An 18,033-nucleotide genomic window follows, 5' to 3' on the forward strand; every position below is an offset into this window, starting at 1 on the left:
ATTTCTGTCATCATTGTACCGAATGAACGTTCCCTTGAAAAGGAAAAAGTCGTATCTTCCGAGAGATACGACCTTCCAATTATTGTTTACTTTTCTCTAAAAATGAGGCAATCACTTTCGACACTTCTTCCGGGGTCTCAAAAAGGCCCATATGACCGGCTTTTTTAATCACCGCCTGTGTAATATGATCCCCACTTACTGTAAATACTTTTTCAACCGGCACTACCTCATCTTTAGCACCGGCTACGAGAAGAGCGGGAATATCCATCTTCTTCAGAACATAATTTTTATCTTCGCGATTTTTCATAGCTATTAAAGCACCAATGAGGCCTGCCGGTCTGGTTTCTACTCCAATATTTATTAATGACTTAAGCATCTCTTCTTCATTTTTACGCGTTTCTTTTGACAGCAGCTTTGGAATCAGATCATGGATGAAAAGGGATACACCCTGTTCTTCCACTGTAGAGACTCCTGCCGATCTATTTTTCTTCGCTTCCGGAGAATCTGGCAATGCAGTGGAGTGAATAAGCCCATATCCTCTGACAAGCTCGGGATGATGTTCAACGAAGTCAAGTGTAATATAGCCACCCATAGAATGGCCAAATACATAGGCATCATTTAAATCATGCTCCCTAAAGAATTCATATAAATCCTCCGCCATATCATGAATACTATATCCAATCTTTGTCGTTTCCGTTTCTCCATGCCCTCTTACATCAATTGCTAACACACGATAGGTTTCTTTTAAATAAGGAATGACTTTTTGCCAATATTCCTTACTACCGCAAAAACCATGAATCAATACTATTGGTTCGCCTGCCCCCTCTTCCTTATATGCTAATTTCACACGGGTACTTTCCATGGCCGCTACTCCTTTATACATACATATTATCGTATTATTTACTTTTATACGTCCAATAACTTCATCTTCACTTTTTTCTAAAAAGCTGCTTTTCTACAAATAAGCACATTCCTCAAAAAATATATGGAATTCCCTTACATGCATGTTTTATTGCTCGATTTCTATCCCCTAATATCCCACTATTTCCTCTTTCCTATCTCCACTTATTAACATTTAAAAATATTACGCATATGCTAAAGATAGATCATCAGAGGGGGAGATTGTATGGCTCAAAATAATAAAAATGGTCCGCTGGAACCACTCCGTAACTTTATCTCACAAATGGATGATTTATTAACTGAGAACTCTAGGAGCGGAATATTACAGTCGATGGATGGTTTTTTTCAAAACCAAAAGCTTTTTGCTAGTTTTCCTGTTGAATGGGAAGAAACAGATACACACTATATTATACAAGCACATATTGCAGGTGTAGATAAGAAATACATTGAAATTGATATATCAGGAAACAAATTAACTATATCATATGAAAGTATGCGAAAAGTGAATAAGGATGATCAAACCATTGCTACAGAAAAGCAAAAAAAATCAAGAAGCTTCACATTCCAATATCCGATTGACGAGGAACAAATTGAAGCAAAACACGAGAATGGATTATTATCAATTAGAGTTCCCAAATCAAGAAAGAAACGGATATCTATTCAATAATAAACAAACTGCCGATTCTTAACCGGCAGTTTTTATGTGGTCACTTTAAAGATTGAACCTACACCCTTTACTATATTGGATACCTGATTCACTGAATTTAACATCATTCCCGCAGTATCAATCATTTTATTAAAATCTATACTGCCTTCTTGTGTCTTAAATTGATTAAGAACTGATGAAAAATTATTCCCCTGATTTTTCTGCATAAAGTTTTGCTTCGGGTATGGATGTGTAATAGCGGGATTCGCTTGCTGAGACGGATAAAAATCTTCTTCCTGCGAATATAATGGGTTTTGGAATGGATTCACATGCTGCTTTGGGTAATGATTTAGCATTTCCTGTTGCGGGGCCCCATAATAACCTTGAACATCCGGCATACCGCCAATCACAGGCATCGTTCCTAGATTCTGTTCCATAAAATAGGGATTATGTGAAGGCTGCTGATATAGTTGGTTATGATAATAGGGTTGATAAGAAAGGGTGTCTTCAAACGGATGCATTTGTCTCTGAACTCCCTCGTTTGCCCAAATGCCATGTGGATGAAGCTGGGGTGAAACAGCTATCCCTGGCCCAGGATATACGGTTCTATATTCATAGGGGGACGTGTAAGTTCCACCCGGCATTCCATAATAGGTACGAAGATCACTTTTACGCTTTCTGGATTTCTTATCATGAAGTTTTTTAAGCATACTCTCCCTCCGCTCTTACTATAATATACAGTATGCAGCAGCAGGGATTGGGTGCCACAGACAGTCACTTATGCTCTGGGCTCTCCATTTGAATCTGTTCAAGTACAAACAAAGCTGCATTACAGTGTTTAATAAATCTCGACTTACTTGATTCAGGAAAATAACAATGGACCGATACTTGTAATACATTATTATGAGTATTCTTTATTTGCATAAGTGATATATATTTAGGGCGGTTTTCCGCCACCCATTGTTCGGCATCCACCAACCATTCATCAACGGAAAACTTGACACGGTCGGCAAACGGCTTAACCACAGTGTGGAAATCAGCATGCGAATCATTTTCGCGCGCGTTTCTATAAATTCTTTCTGCCTCTTTTACCATCTCTATTAATTCACTATTTTTTTGATAGAAGTTCGCTTTCATTAGGTTCCATCCTTGCTCTTTTTACCTTATCTAAACAGAATTTTAGAGAAAAAGAAACTATCTTGTTTTTGATTATGTTATATGAACCAGGCTCATTCTGGTGAATGGTACATCTTTTAAGTAATCCCCCTTCGTGTTATTTACTTTATGATGGATAGCCGCCATATCCATCTCCATCTTTCTTGATTCTTTTTTAATGGTATACGTATATTCCGCTATTGTATCTTTCACTTCAGTTTCTGTTTTTTTTATCATTTCTTCTTCCAGCGCCAGTATTTCCTGCTCCAGTTCCTTCAGCAATGTGATGATATTTTCTTTGGAATTCATAATCTTCACCCTTCCCTCATTCTTTATATGTAAGTTTCGATTTATCTAACCTAATCCCTTCATAGACGACAAAACTAGAAGGGTATCGGCAAAGAAAATAGAGAATTGCATAGATATCCTTCCTTCGACAACCTGTATAAACTAACAAAACATAGACAACCTAATGACAGGAGGTGTAGTTATGAAGAAAAATACATCAGCAGCACAGGAACAAAAAAAGAAAAATAACAACGAATCCAGAAAACATACGGGCAACCCAAAAGTGGATGGACCAAATAAACCGTCTACTTAAAGAATTTTACTCATCTTCCAAAGCCGGAGTACTAAACTCCGGCTTCTATATACTGATTCCTCACCGCCATTTTGATTTTAAAATGTGTAATCGGTAAGTATTCTTCGTATTCTCCTCCAAAAAGAATTCCACCAAACGATTTTTAGCTAAAAAGTTCCTTTGACGAATACGGTCTATTATTATAAACTTCGAAGTGCCTTAGTTTCGTTTAAATTCTATCAATTTAGTATTTTTAATAAGAGAAAGCCGCTTTTTTTACTATAAAATTACATAAACGCGAAGATTTGTCTGCTATAATAAACTTTCTCTAGAAGCGGTAAGGAATTTTACAAATTTGATGCTATTTTTGTTATGATAAGGATGGGTTTGGAGGGATACTATGTCTATAAAATATCCTAATGGTAAACAATACAATCCGATTAAGAATACCACCAGTAAAGTAATTAAACAGAAAAAAGTGGATTATTCTAATCGAGGAATGACATTGGAGGATGACTTAAACGAAACAAATCAATATTATATACAGAATAACATTGCAATTATCCACAAAAAACCTACACCTGTTCAGATCGTGAATGTATCTTACCCAAAAAGGAGCGCTGCTGTTATTAAGGAAGCCTATTTTAAGCAAGCCTCCACAACCGATTATAATGGTGTTTATAAAGGACGGTATATTGATTTTGAAGCGAAAGAAACCAAGCAAACAACCTCCTTCCCTTTAAAGAATTTCCATGAACATCAGATTATTCACATGCGTAATATCATCAAACATGATGGAATAGCCTTTATTATTATGCGTTTTAGTGTCACGGAGGAAATTTATTTTTTGCCGGCTGAAACACTGCTTTATTATTGGGAAGAGATGCTCTCTGGCGGCAGAAAATCAATACCAAAAAAGGATATTGAAAATGTAGGTGAAGTGATTCCGCTTGGATTTTCGCCAAGAATTGACTATATTAAGATAATTGACAAAAAATATGGTACCCAACTATTTTAATTGGTCCTTTATCCTGAAAGGAAGGTATGTAATACAATGTCTGATCAATATAAAACGAGGACAGAAAAAAGGAATCTTGCGAATTCCAAAAAGAATAATCGAAAACAAAAGCAACAATCTAAATCATTAATAAAAAGGATATTAATTGTTTTGGCAATGCTATTTATCATAGCGGGCATTTCAGTAGGCGGAGTCTTTGCTTATTGGGCTGTTACGGCACCTGAAATAGATGATAACTTGCTGATTGATCCTATATCTTCAAAAATTTACGATAAAAACGGAGATATATATACAGAAGTAGGCTCTGAGACAAGAGATTACGTCGACTATAAGGACGTCCCTAAATTAATGGAAAATGCCATCCTGGCAACAGAAGATGTGCGGTTTTATAAACATCATGGAATTGATATTATTCGTGTGGGCGGAGCTTTAATCGGTAACATAACAGGCGGCTTCGGATCTCAGGGAGGAAGTACCATTACCCAGCAGGTCGTGAAGAACTCATTCCTTAAATCAGAAAAAACGATTAAACGTAAAGTACAGGAAATGTACCTTGCTTATCAACTCGAGCAAAAATACTCGAAAGAGCAAATATTTGAAATGTATGTTAACAAAGTATATATGTCTTCCGGTGTTCATGGGTTTTCAACAGCATCCAAGCTATACTTTGGAAAAGAATTGAACGAGCTTAACTTGTCAGAAGCTGCCACCCTCGCAGGTATGCCGCAAAGTCCAAATAACTATAACCCTTTTACGAATCCTGAAAAAGCAGAAAAACGCAGAAATATTGTACTTGGGCTTATGGAAAAGGCAGGATTTATTTCTGCCGAGGATAGCACGAAAGCGAAAGCTGAAAGTGTAGAAAAAAGCTTGGTTTCAGAAGATAAACGTGAGAATACAGCAAACACAAAATATAATGCCATTATTGACCAGGTGATTGACGAAGTTGAAGATATCGGGGATTACAACATATATACTGATGGCCTTCAAATTTATACATCTATTGATCCTGACGCACAGGACCTAATGCAGGAAATACTGGACAGTGATAAATATATCGCGTATCCAAACGATAAATTCCAAGCGGGTACTGTCTTTATGGATACGAAGACAGGAGAAATCATGGCAATGGGCGGCGGAAGAAATCAGGAAGTTGCCCGTGGCTTTAACTATGCAACAGATTTAAAAACAAGACAGCCGGGTTCTACCATTAAACCAATCCTTGATTATGGTCCAGCGATTGAACATTTAAAATGGTCGACCGCTCAAATTATAAAAGATGAACCATATAAATATAGTTCCGGACAATCGATCGGAAGCGCGACAGGTACCTATAAAGGAGATGTCACCATACGTGAGGCCCTTTATAAATCCCTTAACGTCCCTGCCGTGAAAACACTCCAAGAGGTTGGTCCAGAGCGAGCTGGTGAATTCGCCAAAAAATTAGGTGTTGACTTTGGAGATATATATGAAGCATCGGCAATCGGCGGTGTAGACAAAGCAGCGTCCCCTCTGCAAATGGCAGGCGCCTATGCAGCTTTCGGTAATGAGGGTATTTATAATAAACCGCATGTCGTGAAGAAAGTCGTTCTTAGAGACAATGATACTGTTATTGAAACGGCTCCTGAATCACAAGTAGCCATGAAGGATTATACAGCCTTTATGATTACAAACATTTTGCAGGATGTGGTGACGAAGGGTACAGGAACTGCAGCCAATATTCCAGGTCTTCATATTGCTGCAAAAACCGGAACAACAAACTACTCTGCAGAAGACCGGGCAAAATATAATATTAGTAAGAGCAGTTCACCGGATGCATGGTTTATCGGATATACTACGAATTACACCATGTCTGTTTGGACGGGATATGACCAACAATTAAAAAATCCGATGAGCAAGCAGGAAACAAAAATTGCCGCAAAAATCTTTAAAACAATGATGGGCAAAATGTCCGAGAATGTGACAACTGATAATTTCAAACAGCCTAGTTCGGTTGTGAAAGTTGCCATTGAAAAAGGAACAAACGCTAAAGCAAGTGAATATACACCGAGCGATCAAATCGTATATGAATATTATGTAAAAGGACATGAGCCTTCAAAAACATCGCAAAAATATACAAAACCGGATGCCCCTTCTGGACTTAACGCTGCTTATGATGAAGCATCCAATCGAATAAATGTCAGCTGGAATTATGGTTCTTCTAATGACGCTGAATTTAATGTTCAGGTTGCCGTGGATGGTGGAAACAAGCAAACATTAACCACTACAAAAGAAACATCATTCAGTCTTGATGCTCCTAAAGCTGGCAGTAAGTATGTCTTCTATGTAACGGCATCTGTAGGTAGCCAGGAAAGTGATGCAGCTTCTGCTTCTGTGTCAATTCCTGAAGCACCTGTTGAGGAAGTGGAGCCACAACCAGAAGAACAACCAGAACCAGAGAAGCCTGAACCGGAAGAGCCAAAACCAGGAGAGCCAGCAGATGATCCGACTACACCTGCCCCAGATAGCGGAGCAGGCAATGAAGATGGTCAAACTGAAAATCCTGAGGAAACTAAACCAGAAGAAGGTACAGACCCAGGGGCAGATGAAGGAACTGGAACTGGTACCGAAGAAGGTAACAATCTGGAAAATGGTAATGATAGCCGCAATAACGACGGTAATGGTAATGATAACGGTAACGAGGAGAGCAACACTAATTCCAATAACAGTCGGAACGGTGATAACGGTAATAGAAGCGTACCGAGCAGTACGGAGGATTCTGAGCCATCAGAAACATCCCTTCTGCTACCCCCGGCTATTCAAGAGTTACCAAGAAATTTACGTAAAACCGCCTAATGCAAAAAAAGAGATCGGACAAAATGTCCGATCTCTTTTTTTGCTTTTCATTTTGAATACTTATTTAAGGCAGCCATTTTGGCCGTAATCTTAATTTGTTCCTCCATTAAACTCTTTAACTGCATAAAGCTAGGGAAAAAGTGCGGCCTTGTCATAATGAATGGTAAACGCTCTTCCACATTCACAGGTTTACCCTTTAATTCCTTCAAACATTCTGGGAACTCGCGTAAATTAACAGGCACCTGATTTGACCAATACATTAAAGATATATACAGCACAATCCCTTTTAACATATACGGTTTAATTTCATTTTTTTCTCTATTAGAAAACAGCACTTCTAAGCGCTGAACGACTTCCGCCCATTCCTTCGTTATTTGTTCTCTGACATTCAAAAAATCATCCCAGGGTCTGTAGCATTCTGCATTTTTATAATAAAAATATTCATATGGGAAACCAAAATTAAAGACAAGATGATTCCACTTTGTCAAATCAAGTTCATCAAGTTGATCAAATTCAAAGTTAAAAAGTTCATGAGTCAGTTCTGGAATATTCATTTGCTTTTTCCCGCTGCTTTCATTCTTTTTTTTCCTTCACGGCATAATAAGAGCATTGGACATTGCTCACATTTTGGTGATTGAGCTTTGCAATGGTACCGACCAAAGAATATCATCCGATGGTGTGTAAGGGACCATTCCTCTTCAGGTATTCTTCTCATTAACGTTTTTTCAACCTCTATAACAGAATCCTTCCACCGGCATATGCCAAGCCTTTTACTCACTCTCTCCACATGGGTATCCACGGCAATCGCAGGTGTACCATACGCGACTGAAACAACTACATTAGCTGTCTTTCTTCCTACCCCTGGCAGCTCAATTAATAAATCTCTATTATCAGGAACAACCCCATTGTATTTCTCCAAAATAATTTGAGATAGTTTCTGGATATTTTTTGCTTTGTTTCTATATAATCCGATTGAACGAATATCATTCTCCAATTCACTAAGTGGTACAGAAAGGAAATCCTCTGGTTTTTTATATTTTTGAAAAAGATTTTTTGTTACTTTATTAACCAATACATCCGTACATTGCGCTGATAAAACAACTGCCACTACTAATTCAAATGGATTGGAGTGATTTAATTCGCAATGGGCATCAGGAAACATTTTTCCCATTTCATCAAGACAATATCGAATTTGTGTATTTGTAAGCATCTATCTATCCCCTCCCTTTTTACACCTTTTTTAACGAATAAAAAGACCGGATAAATGGTTCTATCCAGGTCTATCAATTACTGTTTATTCGAGCCAATTATATAAGGGTAACTCTTTGGCTACCGGTACGGTTTTAGCAGGACTTTTCTTCGTAAAGCTTCTGAACCGCTCACTGTGTACTTTTGCTTGTTCCAAATTCTTGATGCCGTTCTTCTTCCAATCAAACAAAATTCGATCAATATATCTAAAGCTAAGCTTCCCTGAGATGACCGCTTCTTTAAGAGCAGCTTTTACTAAATCAGTTGAATGTTGATCCTCATCTAACCACATTGCCAATGTTTCACCTTCAAAGGGCGATAATGGGCGACCAAATTCTTTTTCAAAGATGGTATATAAAGATTCACTCTTGATGACTTTCTCTTCAAAATCAGTTTGCTTAGCATCTTTTAAATAATGATAGGCTAATTTTTCAAATAATGGCTTTATTGAATAGCTTTCAAAACCTGGTTTTTCTTCCTCTGTAATATCTAAGAACCCATGCTGAACCAGTTTTCTGAGGGTGTTGGAACATTCCATTTCTGTCAGATTCATGACAGATGAGATTTCAGCAGGTGTTGGAAAATAATTTCCGTTCATCGAAAAGTTTTGAACATGCAGTAAAAGCATCATTTCTTGCTCAGTGATTCCCATCTCTTTGTAATTGGTTAACAAATAAGAAGGTATGACAACATTCGCCTGCTTAATCCAATTCGACAGATTTTTTATAGTCATAATTCGACACCTCACATTTTAGTATACCATGTATGCTGATTTTGAAGTACGGAAAAGTAAAACCTGACAATAAAATAAATTGCCAGGTTTCAATTGACTATTAAGGATACAGACGGTTTAACAAACGAGGGAATGGAATAGTTTCACGAACATGTTCCACGCCGCTTATCCAGGCAACTGTTCTTTCGAGTCCAAGCCCAAAGCCAGAATGAGGAACAGAACCATATTGTCTTAATTCATAATACCATTGGTAAGCATCCATACTTAAATTATGTTCATCAAGTCGGGCTTTCAACAGATCCATATCATGAACACGTTCAGATCCTCCAATGATTTCTCCATAGCCTTCAGGAGCAATTAAGTCCGCGCATAACACAACATCATCACGATCAGGAGCAGGTTGCATATAGAACGGCTTAATTGCTGTAGGATAATGCGTGATGAATACAGGCTTATCAAAGCTTTCAGCAATCGCTGTTTCATGAGGAGCACCGAAATCATCTCCCCACTCAATATCATCAAAGCCTTTTTCATGTAAGAATTTAATCGCATCATCATACGTAATTCTAGGGAATGGTGCTTTAATCTTCTCTAATTTAGAAGTATCTCTACCTAAAGTTTTCAGTTCAATTACGCAGTTTTCCAGTACAGCTTGTACAATATAAGAGACATATTGCTCTTGAACTTCAAGATTCTCATTGAATTCAACAAATGCCATCTCAGGCTCAATCATCCAGAATTCAATTAAATGACGTCTGGTTTTGGATTTCTCTGCGCGGAATGTAGGACCGAAGGAGAATACTTTGCCCAGAGCCATCGCTGCCGCTTCCATGTATAATTGACCACTTTGTGAAAGGTATGCATCTTCATCAAAGTATTTTGTTGCAAACAATTCTGAAGTTCCTTCCGGAGCACTTCCTGTAAGAATCGGCGGATCTACTTTTACAAAGCCCTCTTTATTAAAGAATTCATAGGTAGCACGAATAATTTCATTCCGGATTTTCATCACGGCATGCTGGCGTTTTGAACGAAGCCATAAATGTCTGTGATCCATTAGGAACTCCGTACCATGCTGTTTTGGTGTAATCGGATAATCAACCGATTCTGCAATGACTTCAAGTCCTGTTACAAGGAGTTCGTAACCAAATGGTGAACGCTCATCTTCCTGAACAACACCTGTTACCCACACGGAAGTTTCCTGTGTAATCTTTTTAGCCATATTAAATAGTTCTTCATCTACCTCTGCTTTTACCACTACACCCTGAATAAAGCCAGTTCCATCACGCAATTGCAAGAAAGCAATTTTACCGGAAGAACGTTTGTTGGCAATCCAGGCACCTATTTTAACTTCTTCATTCACATATTTATACACTTCATTAATTGTACACTTCACATTTTTTCCCTCCAAAGCTTAAACAAAACCAGGTTATGTACCCCTATTCATTATACAAGTACAAAAATAGACAAGCAAATACAAAATTTCACCTGTAAATGAAATCAATAATTCCTGTGTTTTATCTTTTATCCATCATTCTCTGCTTATTTAAAATTTATCAATATTTTCGTTTTACATCGCTCTGTTTAGACTCGTAATTCTATTTTATCTTTACTTGGAATGTCAAACCAATTTAATTATATAGCATTTTTCAATTTTATACATCTATTCCAATTATTCATAAAAACACCCCTTAAAGGCAGATTAGGCATCTTCCTTAAGGGGCCGTTACATCACTGGTTACCAATCAATCTCTATTTATTCAGCTTTAGTGGCTGCTTTATTTATAACATACTCTTTCATACGTTTAACAGCTTCAATAAGCGCTTCTAAAGATGTTGCATAGGATAGACGAATATTATCAGGTGCGCCAAAACCAGAGCCAGGAACAACCGCTACAAGAGCATTTTCCAATAAATCTTTTACAAACTCATCAACATTCTGGAAACCACACATTTCTGCTGTTTTTGAAACATTTGGGAATAGGTAGAATGCGCCCTGAGGTTTGAGACAAGTTAAACCTGGTATCTCCAGCAATTGCCCGTAAATGGCATCCAGTCTTTGCTCAAATGCGCTTCGCATGACTTCAACTTGATCCTGAGGCCCTGTGTATGCTTCTATGGCTGCAAATTGAGCTGTTGTTGTCGGGTTGGATGTACTATGGCTGGCCAGGTTCGTCATCGCTTTAATAAGCGCTTGATCACCAGCCGCATATCCAATTCTCCACCCTGTCATGGAATGAGATTTAGAAACCCCGTTAATCACGATAGTTTGTCGTTTAAGCTCCTCTGAAAGCTCGGCTATGGATACATGCTGATGGTTGTGATACACCAATTTTTCGTAAATTTCATCCGAAACTATTACTATATCATGTTTTAAACATACTTCACCAATCGCTTTTAATTCTTCGGCCGTATAGATCATCCCGGTTGGATTGCTTGGTGAATTGATAATAAGTGCTCTCGTTTTTTCAGTAATGGCCTTTTCAATTTGTAAAGGTGTCACTTTAAATTGATTCTCTTCCTTACCCTCAATGTAAACAGGCACCCCATCTGCCAATTTAACTTGTTCCGGATAACTTACCCAGTATGGAGTTGGGATGAGCACTTCGTCTTCTTCATCCAAAATTGCTTGAAAAAGAGTATACAAGGCATGTTTAGCACCGGAAGCAACAAAAATTTGGTCAGTAGTGTATGTTAACCCCTGATCCTTTAAAAGTTTATCAGCTATCACTTGTCGTAATGATTGCAAGCCGGCTGATGGAGTATATTTTGTTTGTCCATCCTGCATTGACTTTTGTGCCGCTTCGAGTATGTTGGCAGGAGTATTAAAGTCCGGCTCTCCGGCTCCCAGACCAATAATATCGAGCCCCTCTGCTTTAAGCTCTTTTGCTTTTGCTGTTATTGCAAGTGTTGTTGATGGTGTTAATGCTGATACTCTGCTTGCTAATTTCATCTTCGTTCCATCTCCATCCTACAAATTATCATAATTGCGTATTAAATCCCCTGTTTTAAAATTCAGGTAGTAATAACCATAGAGTCCTTTATCATTTTTATAGGTGACTTCCCATAAGGCTTGATTATGTTCCATTCCCAATTGGACGGATACAATTTCACTTACTTTCTTTTTCTCTTTCACTATTGCTACGGCTTCATTTTTACTGATGCCTTCTGAAAGAATTATAACCTGGCTTTTTTTCTTTTTATCATCCGGCACCCAAACGCCAATCTTTTTACCATCTGCTGTTTTGCCAGTTATGACACTCCACGTCTCATTTCCATTATATAAATAAAAATCATCCACTTCTGTCATTTTGGCTGTTTCCCTGGCAATTTCTTCAGCATTCTTTTTAGCAGCATTTTTCGGACTGTCACCGGCATAAATAGCCTGTATAAACAATGCACTGCCAATCAGGATAATAGCCACTAAGCTCCAAATTATTTTTTTCATTTCTGCATCCTTTCAAGTTATGTACGATATATTGAAAAAACGGCTGTTTGGTGGTCTTCTTTATCCAATGCTAAACCAAACATTAAATCCTCTTTTTTCAGCGTTCTATTCAGAGAATCAACGATTTTATATAAATCACTTGTGTAACTCAATTTTACACTTGATAGCAGTTCTACTTTACTTTCCACTTTAAAACCTCCCGAAATGTAACCTTCTATTTATTCGAATATCGTTCAATTATATCAAAATAAAATAACCGGAGTCTTATTTTAGTCAGAAAGCGAACTCTTCACCTCATACACACTACTTATTCTTGTATATTACCTTAATATAATTTAAACCATGATTAAACTGTTCCTTCTCCCGCCTAATCAATCTATTATCAAGTAAGGTCCAAATACCGCTATTATCATAATCAGGAAAAGCGTTTAACTGGCTTCTTAGATTGATGATTAACTCTGATAATAGGGCCTCATCTGCCTCATTCCTGTTCATTTGGACTGGCGCCTCAACCATTATGATTCTGGAACGTCCATCATAAGCATACCGAACCTCGTCCCAGCCTGAGTATGTCATAAATAAAATGGAATGGTTAACAGCCAGATGATTTCTCAGCATTTTAATAGAAGAGCCGGAAGATAGTCCCTGTGCCTGCAATTGTATGTGTTTAAGATCAGCCAATTCCTTTATATCATTATATATTTTTTTCATCGATTCTTGTGAATGAAATAAAAGAATCAAATGATTTTGTTGCTTTCGTATCAAATCTGTAACAGAATCAACCGATTTTTCTTTTGGTGTAGCCATTATCGTTAAATAATGTTGTTTTACAGGCGGAATCACTTTTTTAAAAATACTGTTTTCCGAAACACCTAATTTACGTGAAATGTGTTGAAAAGATTCTCCCACTGTCAGGACATCTGAAATAAATAAAGTATTGTTCTGCTGTAGGAGGTTGCACTGAATCCATTCTGATACCGATAAGGGCTTTGCATAAAATTGCAATGAATTTTTATGTCCTTTTACATTCCAGCTCATCCACACCTCGTCATTTGATTCTTGATTTTCAAAAAATCTTTTTATATTAGAGAGGATTTCATACATTTCCCCAGTTAATTTAGCTAATTCATCGATAATGTTGAGCTGGCTTCGCTTCAATTTCTCGATTGGTATTTGGTTTAACTCTGCAAGGATTTGCTGGAATTGTCCAAATAAATCACTCAGCGACGCAGACAATTCACCAGCTTCTTCTCTTAAATTATGCACGATATGTATGTGGTCGAGACTGGTAAAATCGAGTTTGCACTGAGCTCTTGGTCCATCCATATCCGTGTTGTTTTCTATTCCATAGATAAAAAGGGATTGAAAAAAACGTTCAATATTCAACCCGACCTCTTCTAAAATAACTACAACTTGTCTATCATCAAAATGATCAGTCATTTTTTCTTTTAAAAGCCTCATAACTGCACGCAATAGCTGCCGATTATCCAAAGTACCAATTTTATTTATGAGATTTCTCAGCTCTACGTAACTCATCTCTTTTGTTAATGCTCTTTGAACAGATGATGGAAAATAATTAGCTTCTTCGATTATAAAATATTGATTGCTGCTTAATAAATCACCTGTCTGTATATCTGAAACAAGGCTATTATGAGTAGTGAGAATAATCTTTGATTGCTTTGCATTCGTCATTTGTCTAGTATAAAAATCCCGTTCTGTCCAGGGTTTAAGCAAGCGTGGGTGCAGAGTGGCATGGTGGGATACTTCCTTCCAAAACTCTTTTCCCCCGGATGATAAATTCAGTTCTTCCACACAGCCTGTATTTGTCATCGTGAGCCAGACTAATAATTGCATTTTTGTGATAGTACTCTCATAATTTTGTTGCTTTTCTCGCAATGATTGCTCAAATTTCGGCAAACTTAAATACTGCTCTTTTGAATGTAAAATACTCATTTGATTATGGATTGGATTTAATGACTGTACCCTATGCGCAGAATCCATTAATTGTTTTATCGTGAATCTTGAATGAGCAGCGATTGTTACTTGAACTTTATTTTCACAGGCAAACGCAAATATGGCATTCATATGATCGGCAAAGTTTTTCGTACCATCTTCTACTAAACTGATGTTATGACTTTTAAGGGTATTTTTAAGGATAGTCTGGATACCTTGCTCATCTAGAGAATAATGGCTCTCCTCATTCTGTGGATGTAAGGGATTCGAATTTGATTTCTGTTTTGTGATTGCGATTCCACGATAAATATCTAAATCTGGTCTCCAAGGCTCACTTACCGTTGAATACTCTTCTATAATCTCAGCCAGTAATTCTTTCAGCTCACTCTTTAATAAAAAGGATAATCTATATAGTGATTTTATAGTTGGTTTCGGCAATCTCTTCAATTGACTGTAAAACTCTAAAAATAGAAGGGCCGTTACATATGCATCACTGTCAGCCTGATGTGGACGATCATGAAGAAAACCATAGGCCTTACCTAACTCCTCCAGTCTAAAACTCGACATTTCAGGATTGACGATTTTCGCTAATTCTACTGTATCAATTGTATCTCCCAGGAACCCTTCATATCCTACCCGTTTCAATTCAGCCTGTAGAAATGTCAAATCAAATAAAACGTTATGAGCAACAAAGACAGCCTCATCCAACACACCAATAATGTAAGGTGCCAACTCTTTAAAGGTAGGAGCATTCTCCACATCTTCTTCAGAGATACCTGTTAATTCCTGTATGAATAAAGGTATGGATCTCCCTGGATTTATATAAGAGGAGTATTGGTTTACTATTTTTCCTTGTTCTATGACAATAGCAGCAATTTGAATAATTCGATCACCATTTTTAGGATTATTACCTGTTGTCTCCAAATCAATCACTACATATTTACTTTTCATCTTTACACACCTGCTTACTTCTTCTCTAACTTGCCTTTTTTTACAGCCGATTATCGTTAATTCATAGTAAATGGTACTGTATCTGTTATTTTTAATCATACTATTTATCTAATGGTTAGACCACTGATGGAAAGTACATGGATTATTTCTTTTAGCGTAACCCATTACCTACTGTTATATCAAAATCAATCTTATTTATCAAAGAAGATTGATACGTATTGAATAAAAATAAAAAACAAACTCTGATTCCTATAACAAAAATGGAATCAGAGTTTGTTGAAAATCAACTACATTTAAATGATGGTTGCTTCAGATTCGACTCCAAGCATTTCAACAATCTTATTCGTTTCATCTAAAAAGGCAACTTTTGGCTGGTGACTTCTCACATGGGCCTCTCCTATTAATCCGTAGGAAATAATAATCACTTTATCCCCTTCCTGAACTAAACGAGCAGCGGCTCCATTCAGGCAAATCACACCACTCCCTCGTTTTCCAGGAATGATATAGGTTTCAAAACGGGCTCCGTTGTTATTATTTACAATCTGTACTTTTTCATTTGGAAGCATATCTACTGCATCCAATAAGTCTTCATCAATCGTAATACTGCCAATATAATTTAAATTAGCCTCTGTAACTGTTGCTCTGTGAAGTTTTGCCTTCATCATGTTGCGAAACATGATTTCACCCCCTAGTATGATTAAAGATTTATGATAATGTTGTCAATTAAACGGACGGACGTGTATTGAACAGCTACTGCAAAGATTATTTTTTGATCATGCGCTGTAATCTCGCTTAACTCAGGGTAGGACAAACCTTCAAAATAATCGACTTTTCCACTGATGTAGCTTTGTAAATAGTGTTTCCCCTCTTCAAGAGCAGCCAGTGGACTTGCACCATTTTGCAATTCTTCTCTTATTTTACAAAGACTTTGATAAATAAATGGAGCTTCTTTTCTTTCTTGTTCAGTTAGATTAATATTTCTGGAGCTGAGAGCAAGACCATCTTCTTCACGCTTAATCTCTACACCTACCAGTTCAATCGGAAAATTAAAGTCATGAATAAGCCCTTCTACTACAGCAACCTGTTGCGCGTCTTTTAATCCAAAATAAGCATGGTTCGGTTGGACGATCGTGAATAATTTTGTTAAAACGGTTGCCACTCCATCAAAATGCCCCGGTCTAGATTTACCGCACAAGACATCGGTGCGTTCATGGACGTTTACTGTCACCGTTTGCTTATCCCCATACATTTCTTGTACAGTCGGGTAAAATAGATAATCCACGCCGGCTTTTCGTGCCAGCTCTTCATCCCTCTCCATATCACGTGGATATTTATCAAAATCTTCACCAGGTCCAAATTGCAATGGATTTACAAAAATACTGATAACTACTACATCATTACTCTCTCTGGCCTTTTTTATTAGAGATACATGGCCATCATGTAAATAACCCATTGTTGGAACGAACCCAATCGAATGTTTCTGTTCCCTCTCTAAATTTAGTACTTCACGCAATTCTATTATCCGGCTGAAAATTTTCATTTTTCCCCTCCATACAGCGAGGCAAGTTCTTCTTCATTCATCGTAAATGAATGGTCACGATCAGGGAAAACTCCGGACTTTACTTCTTTTATATGCTCAGATAAAGCATGGCCAATCACATCATTTAAATCTGCATATGATTTAACAAATTTCGCCACTCTGCCAACGCCATATAACAGAACATCATGATAAACAAGAACCTGGCCATCTGTTCCGTTACCTGCGCCAATCCCAATAGTAGGAATCGTCAATTGATTAGATATATATTCAGCGACCTGATAAGGTACACATTCGAGCACAACAGCTATGGCTCCGGCTTCTTCGCATTTTCGTGCATCATCCAGTAACTTATTCGCCGACACACCCGTTTTCCCCTGGACTTTGTATCCTCCAAGTATGCCAACTGATTGCGGAGTTAAGCCTAAATGCGCCACTACCGGTATACCTGCTTCTGTCATCGCTTTCATTTTAGTAATAACATTACCGGCTCCCTCCATTTTGACCGCATCCGCTCCTGCAATCTGCAACAGACTGGCAGCATTCTTTAAAGCTTCATCAATCGTTGTGTGATACGTTAAAAATGGCAGATCCGTTACGATAAATGTGTTAGGGGCACCTCTTTTTACAGCTTTCGTATGATGAATCATATCTTCCATGGTGACGGGAACCGTAGAATCATATCCCAACACAACCATCCCAAGGGAGTCACCTACGAGAATCATATCGACCCCTGCTTGCTCTGCTAATTTGGCAGATGGATAATCATACGCAGTCAGCATTGAAATTTTTTCTTGCTTCACTTTTAGTTTCAAAAAATCTGCAGCAAATTTCATCCTTTTTCTTTCCTCCTTTTCCCTTCCGAGGAGAGAAAAACCTATTTTCCCAAATAAAAAATCCTTCCTATTTCAGAAGGATGAATGGCATAATAGCTTTTATCCCTCTGTCCCGGTCCTTACATGGATACAGGCAGAATTATAAATCTATTTAAATGACTTTAATGCAAAGGTGCAGGTCGTTTCCGCTCCCGCC

The 18,033-nt window shown here is 37.6% G+C and carries 18 protein-coding genes; 3 read left to right on the forward strand and 15 right to left on the reverse strand.

Features of this window, described 5'->3' with window-relative positions; all coding sequences use genetic code 11:
* Positions 1 to 79 precede the first annotated feature (79 nt).
* Complete coding sequence (locus tag AC4G3L_RS02825) at positions 80 to 862, reverse strand: alpha/beta fold hydrolase (protein WP_491075461.1); 783 nt, start codon at positions 860 to 862, stop codon at positions 80 to 82.
* A 264-nt stretch (positions 863 to 1,126) separates the two neighbouring features.
* On the opposite strand from AC4G3L_RS02825, the gene AC4G3L_RS02830 reads away from it, so the two are divergent.
* Positions 1,127 to 1,567, forward strand: a complete 441-nt coding sequence (locus AC4G3L_RS02830; protein WP_491075462.1) for an Hsp20/alpha crystallin family protein — start codon at positions 1,127 to 1,129, stop codon at positions 1,565 to 1,567.
* Positions 1,568 to 1,599: 32 nt separating this feature from the next.
* Here AC4G3L_RS02830 and AC4G3L_RS02835 read toward each other — a convergent pair whose 3' ends face one another.
* The 3 genes from AC4G3L_RS02835 to AC4G3L_RS02845 all read right to left on the reverse strand — a co-directional run bounded on the left by AC4G3L_RS02835 (position 1,600) and on the right by AC4G3L_RS02845 (position 3,010).
* Positions 1,600 to 2,256, reverse strand: coding sequence for a YppG family protein (locus AC4G3L_RS02835; protein ID WP_491075463.1), 657 nt, complete (start codon positions 2,254 to 2,256; stop codon positions 1,600 to 1,602).
* Between the two features lie 64 nt (positions 2,257 to 2,320).
* Positions 2,321 to 2,683, reverse strand: coding sequence for a YppE family protein (locus tag AC4G3L_RS02840; RefSeq protein WP_491075464.1), 363 nt, complete (start codon positions 2,681 to 2,683; stop codon positions 2,321 to 2,323).
* 72 nt (positions 2,684 to 2,755) lie between these two features.
* On the reverse strand, positions 2,756 to 3,010 hold the full coding sequence (locus AC4G3L_RS02845) for a hypothetical protein (RefSeq protein ID WP_491075465.1): 255 nt from the start codon (positions 3,008 to 3,010) through the stop codon (positions 2,756 to 2,758).
* A 671-nt stretch (positions 3,011 to 3,681) separates the two neighbouring features.
* Between AC4G3L_RS02845 and recU the strand changes: the two genes are divergently transcribed.
* The gene (gene recU, locus AC4G3L_RS02850; RefSeq protein WP_491075466.1) at positions 3,682 to 4,299 is read left to right on the forward strand and encodes a Holliday junction resolvase RecU; all 618 of its coding nucleotides are present in this window, start codon (positions 3,682 to 3,684) and stop codon (positions 4,297 to 4,299) included.
* 36 nt (positions 4,300 to 4,335) lie between these two features.
* A complete protein-coding gene (locus AC4G3L_RS02855; RefSeq protein ID WP_491075467.1) occupies positions 4,336 to 7,134 on the forward strand; it encodes a transglycosylase domain-containing protein in 2,799 nt (932 codons plus the stop codon).
* Positions 7,135 to 7,181: 47 nt separating this feature from the next.
* On the opposite strand, the gene AC4G3L_RS02860 is transcribed toward AC4G3L_RS02855, so the two are convergent.
* The 11 genes from AC4G3L_RS02860 to panB all read right to left on the reverse strand — a co-directional run bounded on the left by AC4G3L_RS02860 (position 7,182) and on the right by panB (position 17,837).
* Complete coding sequence (locus AC4G3L_RS02860) at positions 7,182 to 7,688, reverse strand: YpoC family protein (protein ID WP_491075468.1); 507 nt, start codon at positions 7,686 to 7,688, stop codon at positions 7,182 to 7,184.
* A complete protein-coding gene (gene nth, locus AC4G3L_RS02865) occupies positions 7,685 to 8,344 on the reverse strand; it encodes an endonuclease III (protein ID WP_491075469.1) in 660 nt (219 codons plus the stop codon). The genes AC4G3L_RS02860 and nth overlap by 4 nt, the downstream gene beginning before the upstream one ends.
* Positions 8,345 to 8,428: 84 nt before the next feature.
* On the reverse strand, positions 8,429 to 9,115 hold the full coding sequence (locus AC4G3L_RS02870; protein ID WP_491075470.1) for a DnaD domain protein: 687 nt from the start codon (positions 9,113 to 9,115) through the stop codon (positions 8,429 to 8,431).
* A 100-nt stretch (positions 9,116 to 9,215) separates the two neighbouring features.
* A complete protein-coding gene (gene asnS / locus AC4G3L_RS02875) occupies positions 9,216 to 10,508 on the reverse strand; it encodes an asparagine--tRNA ligase (protein WP_491075471.1) in 1,293 nt (430 codons plus the stop codon).
* A gap of 360 nt (positions 10,509 to 10,868) precedes the next feature.
* Positions 10,869 to 12,065 (reverse strand): pyridoxal phosphate-dependent aminotransferase, encoded by a 1,197-nt coding sequence (locus tag AC4G3L_RS02880; RefSeq protein ID WP_491075472.1) that lies wholly within the window; start codon positions 12,063 to 12,065, stop codon positions 10,869 to 10,871.
* 18 nt (positions 12,066 to 12,083) lie between these two features.
* Complete coding sequence (locus tag AC4G3L_RS02885; protein ID WP_491075473.1) at positions 12,084 to 12,560, reverse strand: cell wall elongation regulator TseB-like domain-containing protein; 477 nt, start codon at positions 12,558 to 12,560, stop codon at positions 12,084 to 12,086.
* 17 nt (positions 12,561 to 12,577) lie between these two features.
* Positions 12,578 to 12,748, reverse strand: a complete 171-nt coding sequence (locus AC4G3L_RS02890; RefSeq protein ID WP_491075474.1) for a YpmA family protein — start codon at positions 12,746 to 12,748, stop codon at positions 12,578 to 12,580.
* Between the two features lie 115 nt (positions 12,749 to 12,863).
* Complete coding sequence (locus AC4G3L_RS02895; protein WP_491075475.1) at positions 12,864 to 15,464, reverse strand: exonuclease domain-containing protein; 2,601 nt, start codon at positions 15,462 to 15,464, stop codon at positions 12,864 to 12,866.
* 293 nt (positions 15,465 to 15,757) lie between these two features.
* Positions 15,758 to 16,141: an aspartate 1-decarboxylase gene (gene panD / locus AC4G3L_RS02900; protein WP_491075476.1), complete on the reverse strand. Its 384-nt coding sequence runs from the start codon at positions 16,139 to 16,141 to the stop codon at positions 15,758 to 15,760.
* Positions 16,142 to 16,161: 20 nt separating this feature from the next.
* On the reverse strand, positions 16,162 to 17,004 hold the full coding sequence (panC, locus tag AC4G3L_RS02905) for a pantoate--beta-alanine ligase (protein ID WP_491075477.1): 843 nt from the start codon (positions 17,002 to 17,004) through the stop codon (positions 16,162 to 16,164).
* Positions 17,001 to 17,837, reverse strand: a complete 837-nt coding sequence (gene panB, locus AC4G3L_RS02910; protein ID WP_491075478.1) for a 3-methyl-2-oxobutanoate hydroxymethyltransferase — start codon at positions 17,835 to 17,837, stop codon at positions 17,001 to 17,003. Before panB ends, panC begins: the two co-directional genes overlap by 4 nt.
* Positions 17,838 to 18,033: the final 196 nt, after the last annotated feature.

The organism is Bacillus sp. z33, from assembly GCF_058313615.1.

Bases quoted from the DNA above. Each gene is read 5' to 3' on its own strand.
- AC4G3L_RS02825 (WP_491075461.1), bottom strand. From the start codon at position 862: ATGGAAAGTACCCGTGTGAAATTAGCATATAAGGAAGAGGGGGCAGGC.
- AC4G3L_RS02830 (WP_491075462.1), top strand. From the start codon at position 1,127: ATGGCTCAAAATAATAAAAATGGTCCGCTGGAACCACTCCGTAACTTT.
- AC4G3L_RS02835 (WP_491075463.1), bottom strand. From the start codon at position 2,256: ATGCTTAAAAAACTTCATGATAAGAAATCCAGAAAGCGTAAAAGTGAT.
- AC4G3L_RS02840 (WP_491075464.1), bottom strand. From the start codon at position 2,683: ATGAAAGCGAACTTCTATCAAAAAAATAGTGAATTAATAGAGATGGTA.
- AC4G3L_RS02845 (WP_491075465.1), bottom strand. From the start codon at position 3,010: ATGAATTCCAAAGAAAATATCATCACATTGCTGAAGGAACTGGAGCAG.
- recU (WP_491075466.1), top strand. From the start codon at position 3,682: ATGTCTATAAAATATCCTAATGGTAAACAATACAATCCGATTAAGAAT.
- AC4G3L_RS02855 (WP_491075467.1), top strand. From the start codon at position 4,336: ATGTCTGATCAATATAAAACGAGGACAGAAAAAAGGAATCTTGCGAAT.
- AC4G3L_RS02860 (WP_491075468.1), bottom strand. From the start codon at position 7,688: ATGAATATTCCAGAACTGACTCATGAACTTTTTAACTTTGAATTTGAT.
- nth (WP_491075469.1), bottom strand. From the start codon at position 8,344: ATGCTTACAAATACACAAATTCGATATTGTCTTGATGAAATGGGAAAA.
- AC4G3L_RS02870 (WP_491075470.1), bottom strand. From the start codon at position 9,115: ATGACTATAAAAAATCTGTCGAATTGGATTAAGCAGGCGAATGTTGTC.
- AC4G3L_RS02880 (WP_491075472.1), bottom strand. From the start codon at position 12,065: ATGAAATTAGCAAGCAGAGTATCAGCATTAACACCATCAACAACACTT.
- AC4G3L_RS02885 (WP_491075473.1), bottom strand. From the start codon at position 12,560: ATGAAAAAAATAATTTGGAGCTTAGTGGCTATTATCCTGATTGGCAGT.
- AC4G3L_RS02895 (WP_491075475.1), bottom strand. From the start codon at position 15,464: ATGAAAAGTAAATATGTAGTGATTGATTTGGAGACAACAGGTAATAAT.
- panD (WP_491075476.1), bottom strand. From the start codon at position 16,141: ATGTTTCGCAACATGATGAAGGCAAAACTTCACAGAGCAACAGTTACA.
- panC (WP_491075477.1), bottom strand. From the start codon at position 17,004: ATGAAAATTTTCAGCCGGATAATAGAATTGCGTGAAGTACTAAATTTA.
- panB (WP_491075478.1), bottom strand. From the start codon at position 17,837: ATGAAATTTGCTGCAGATTTTTTGAAACTAAAAGTGAAGCAAGAAAAA.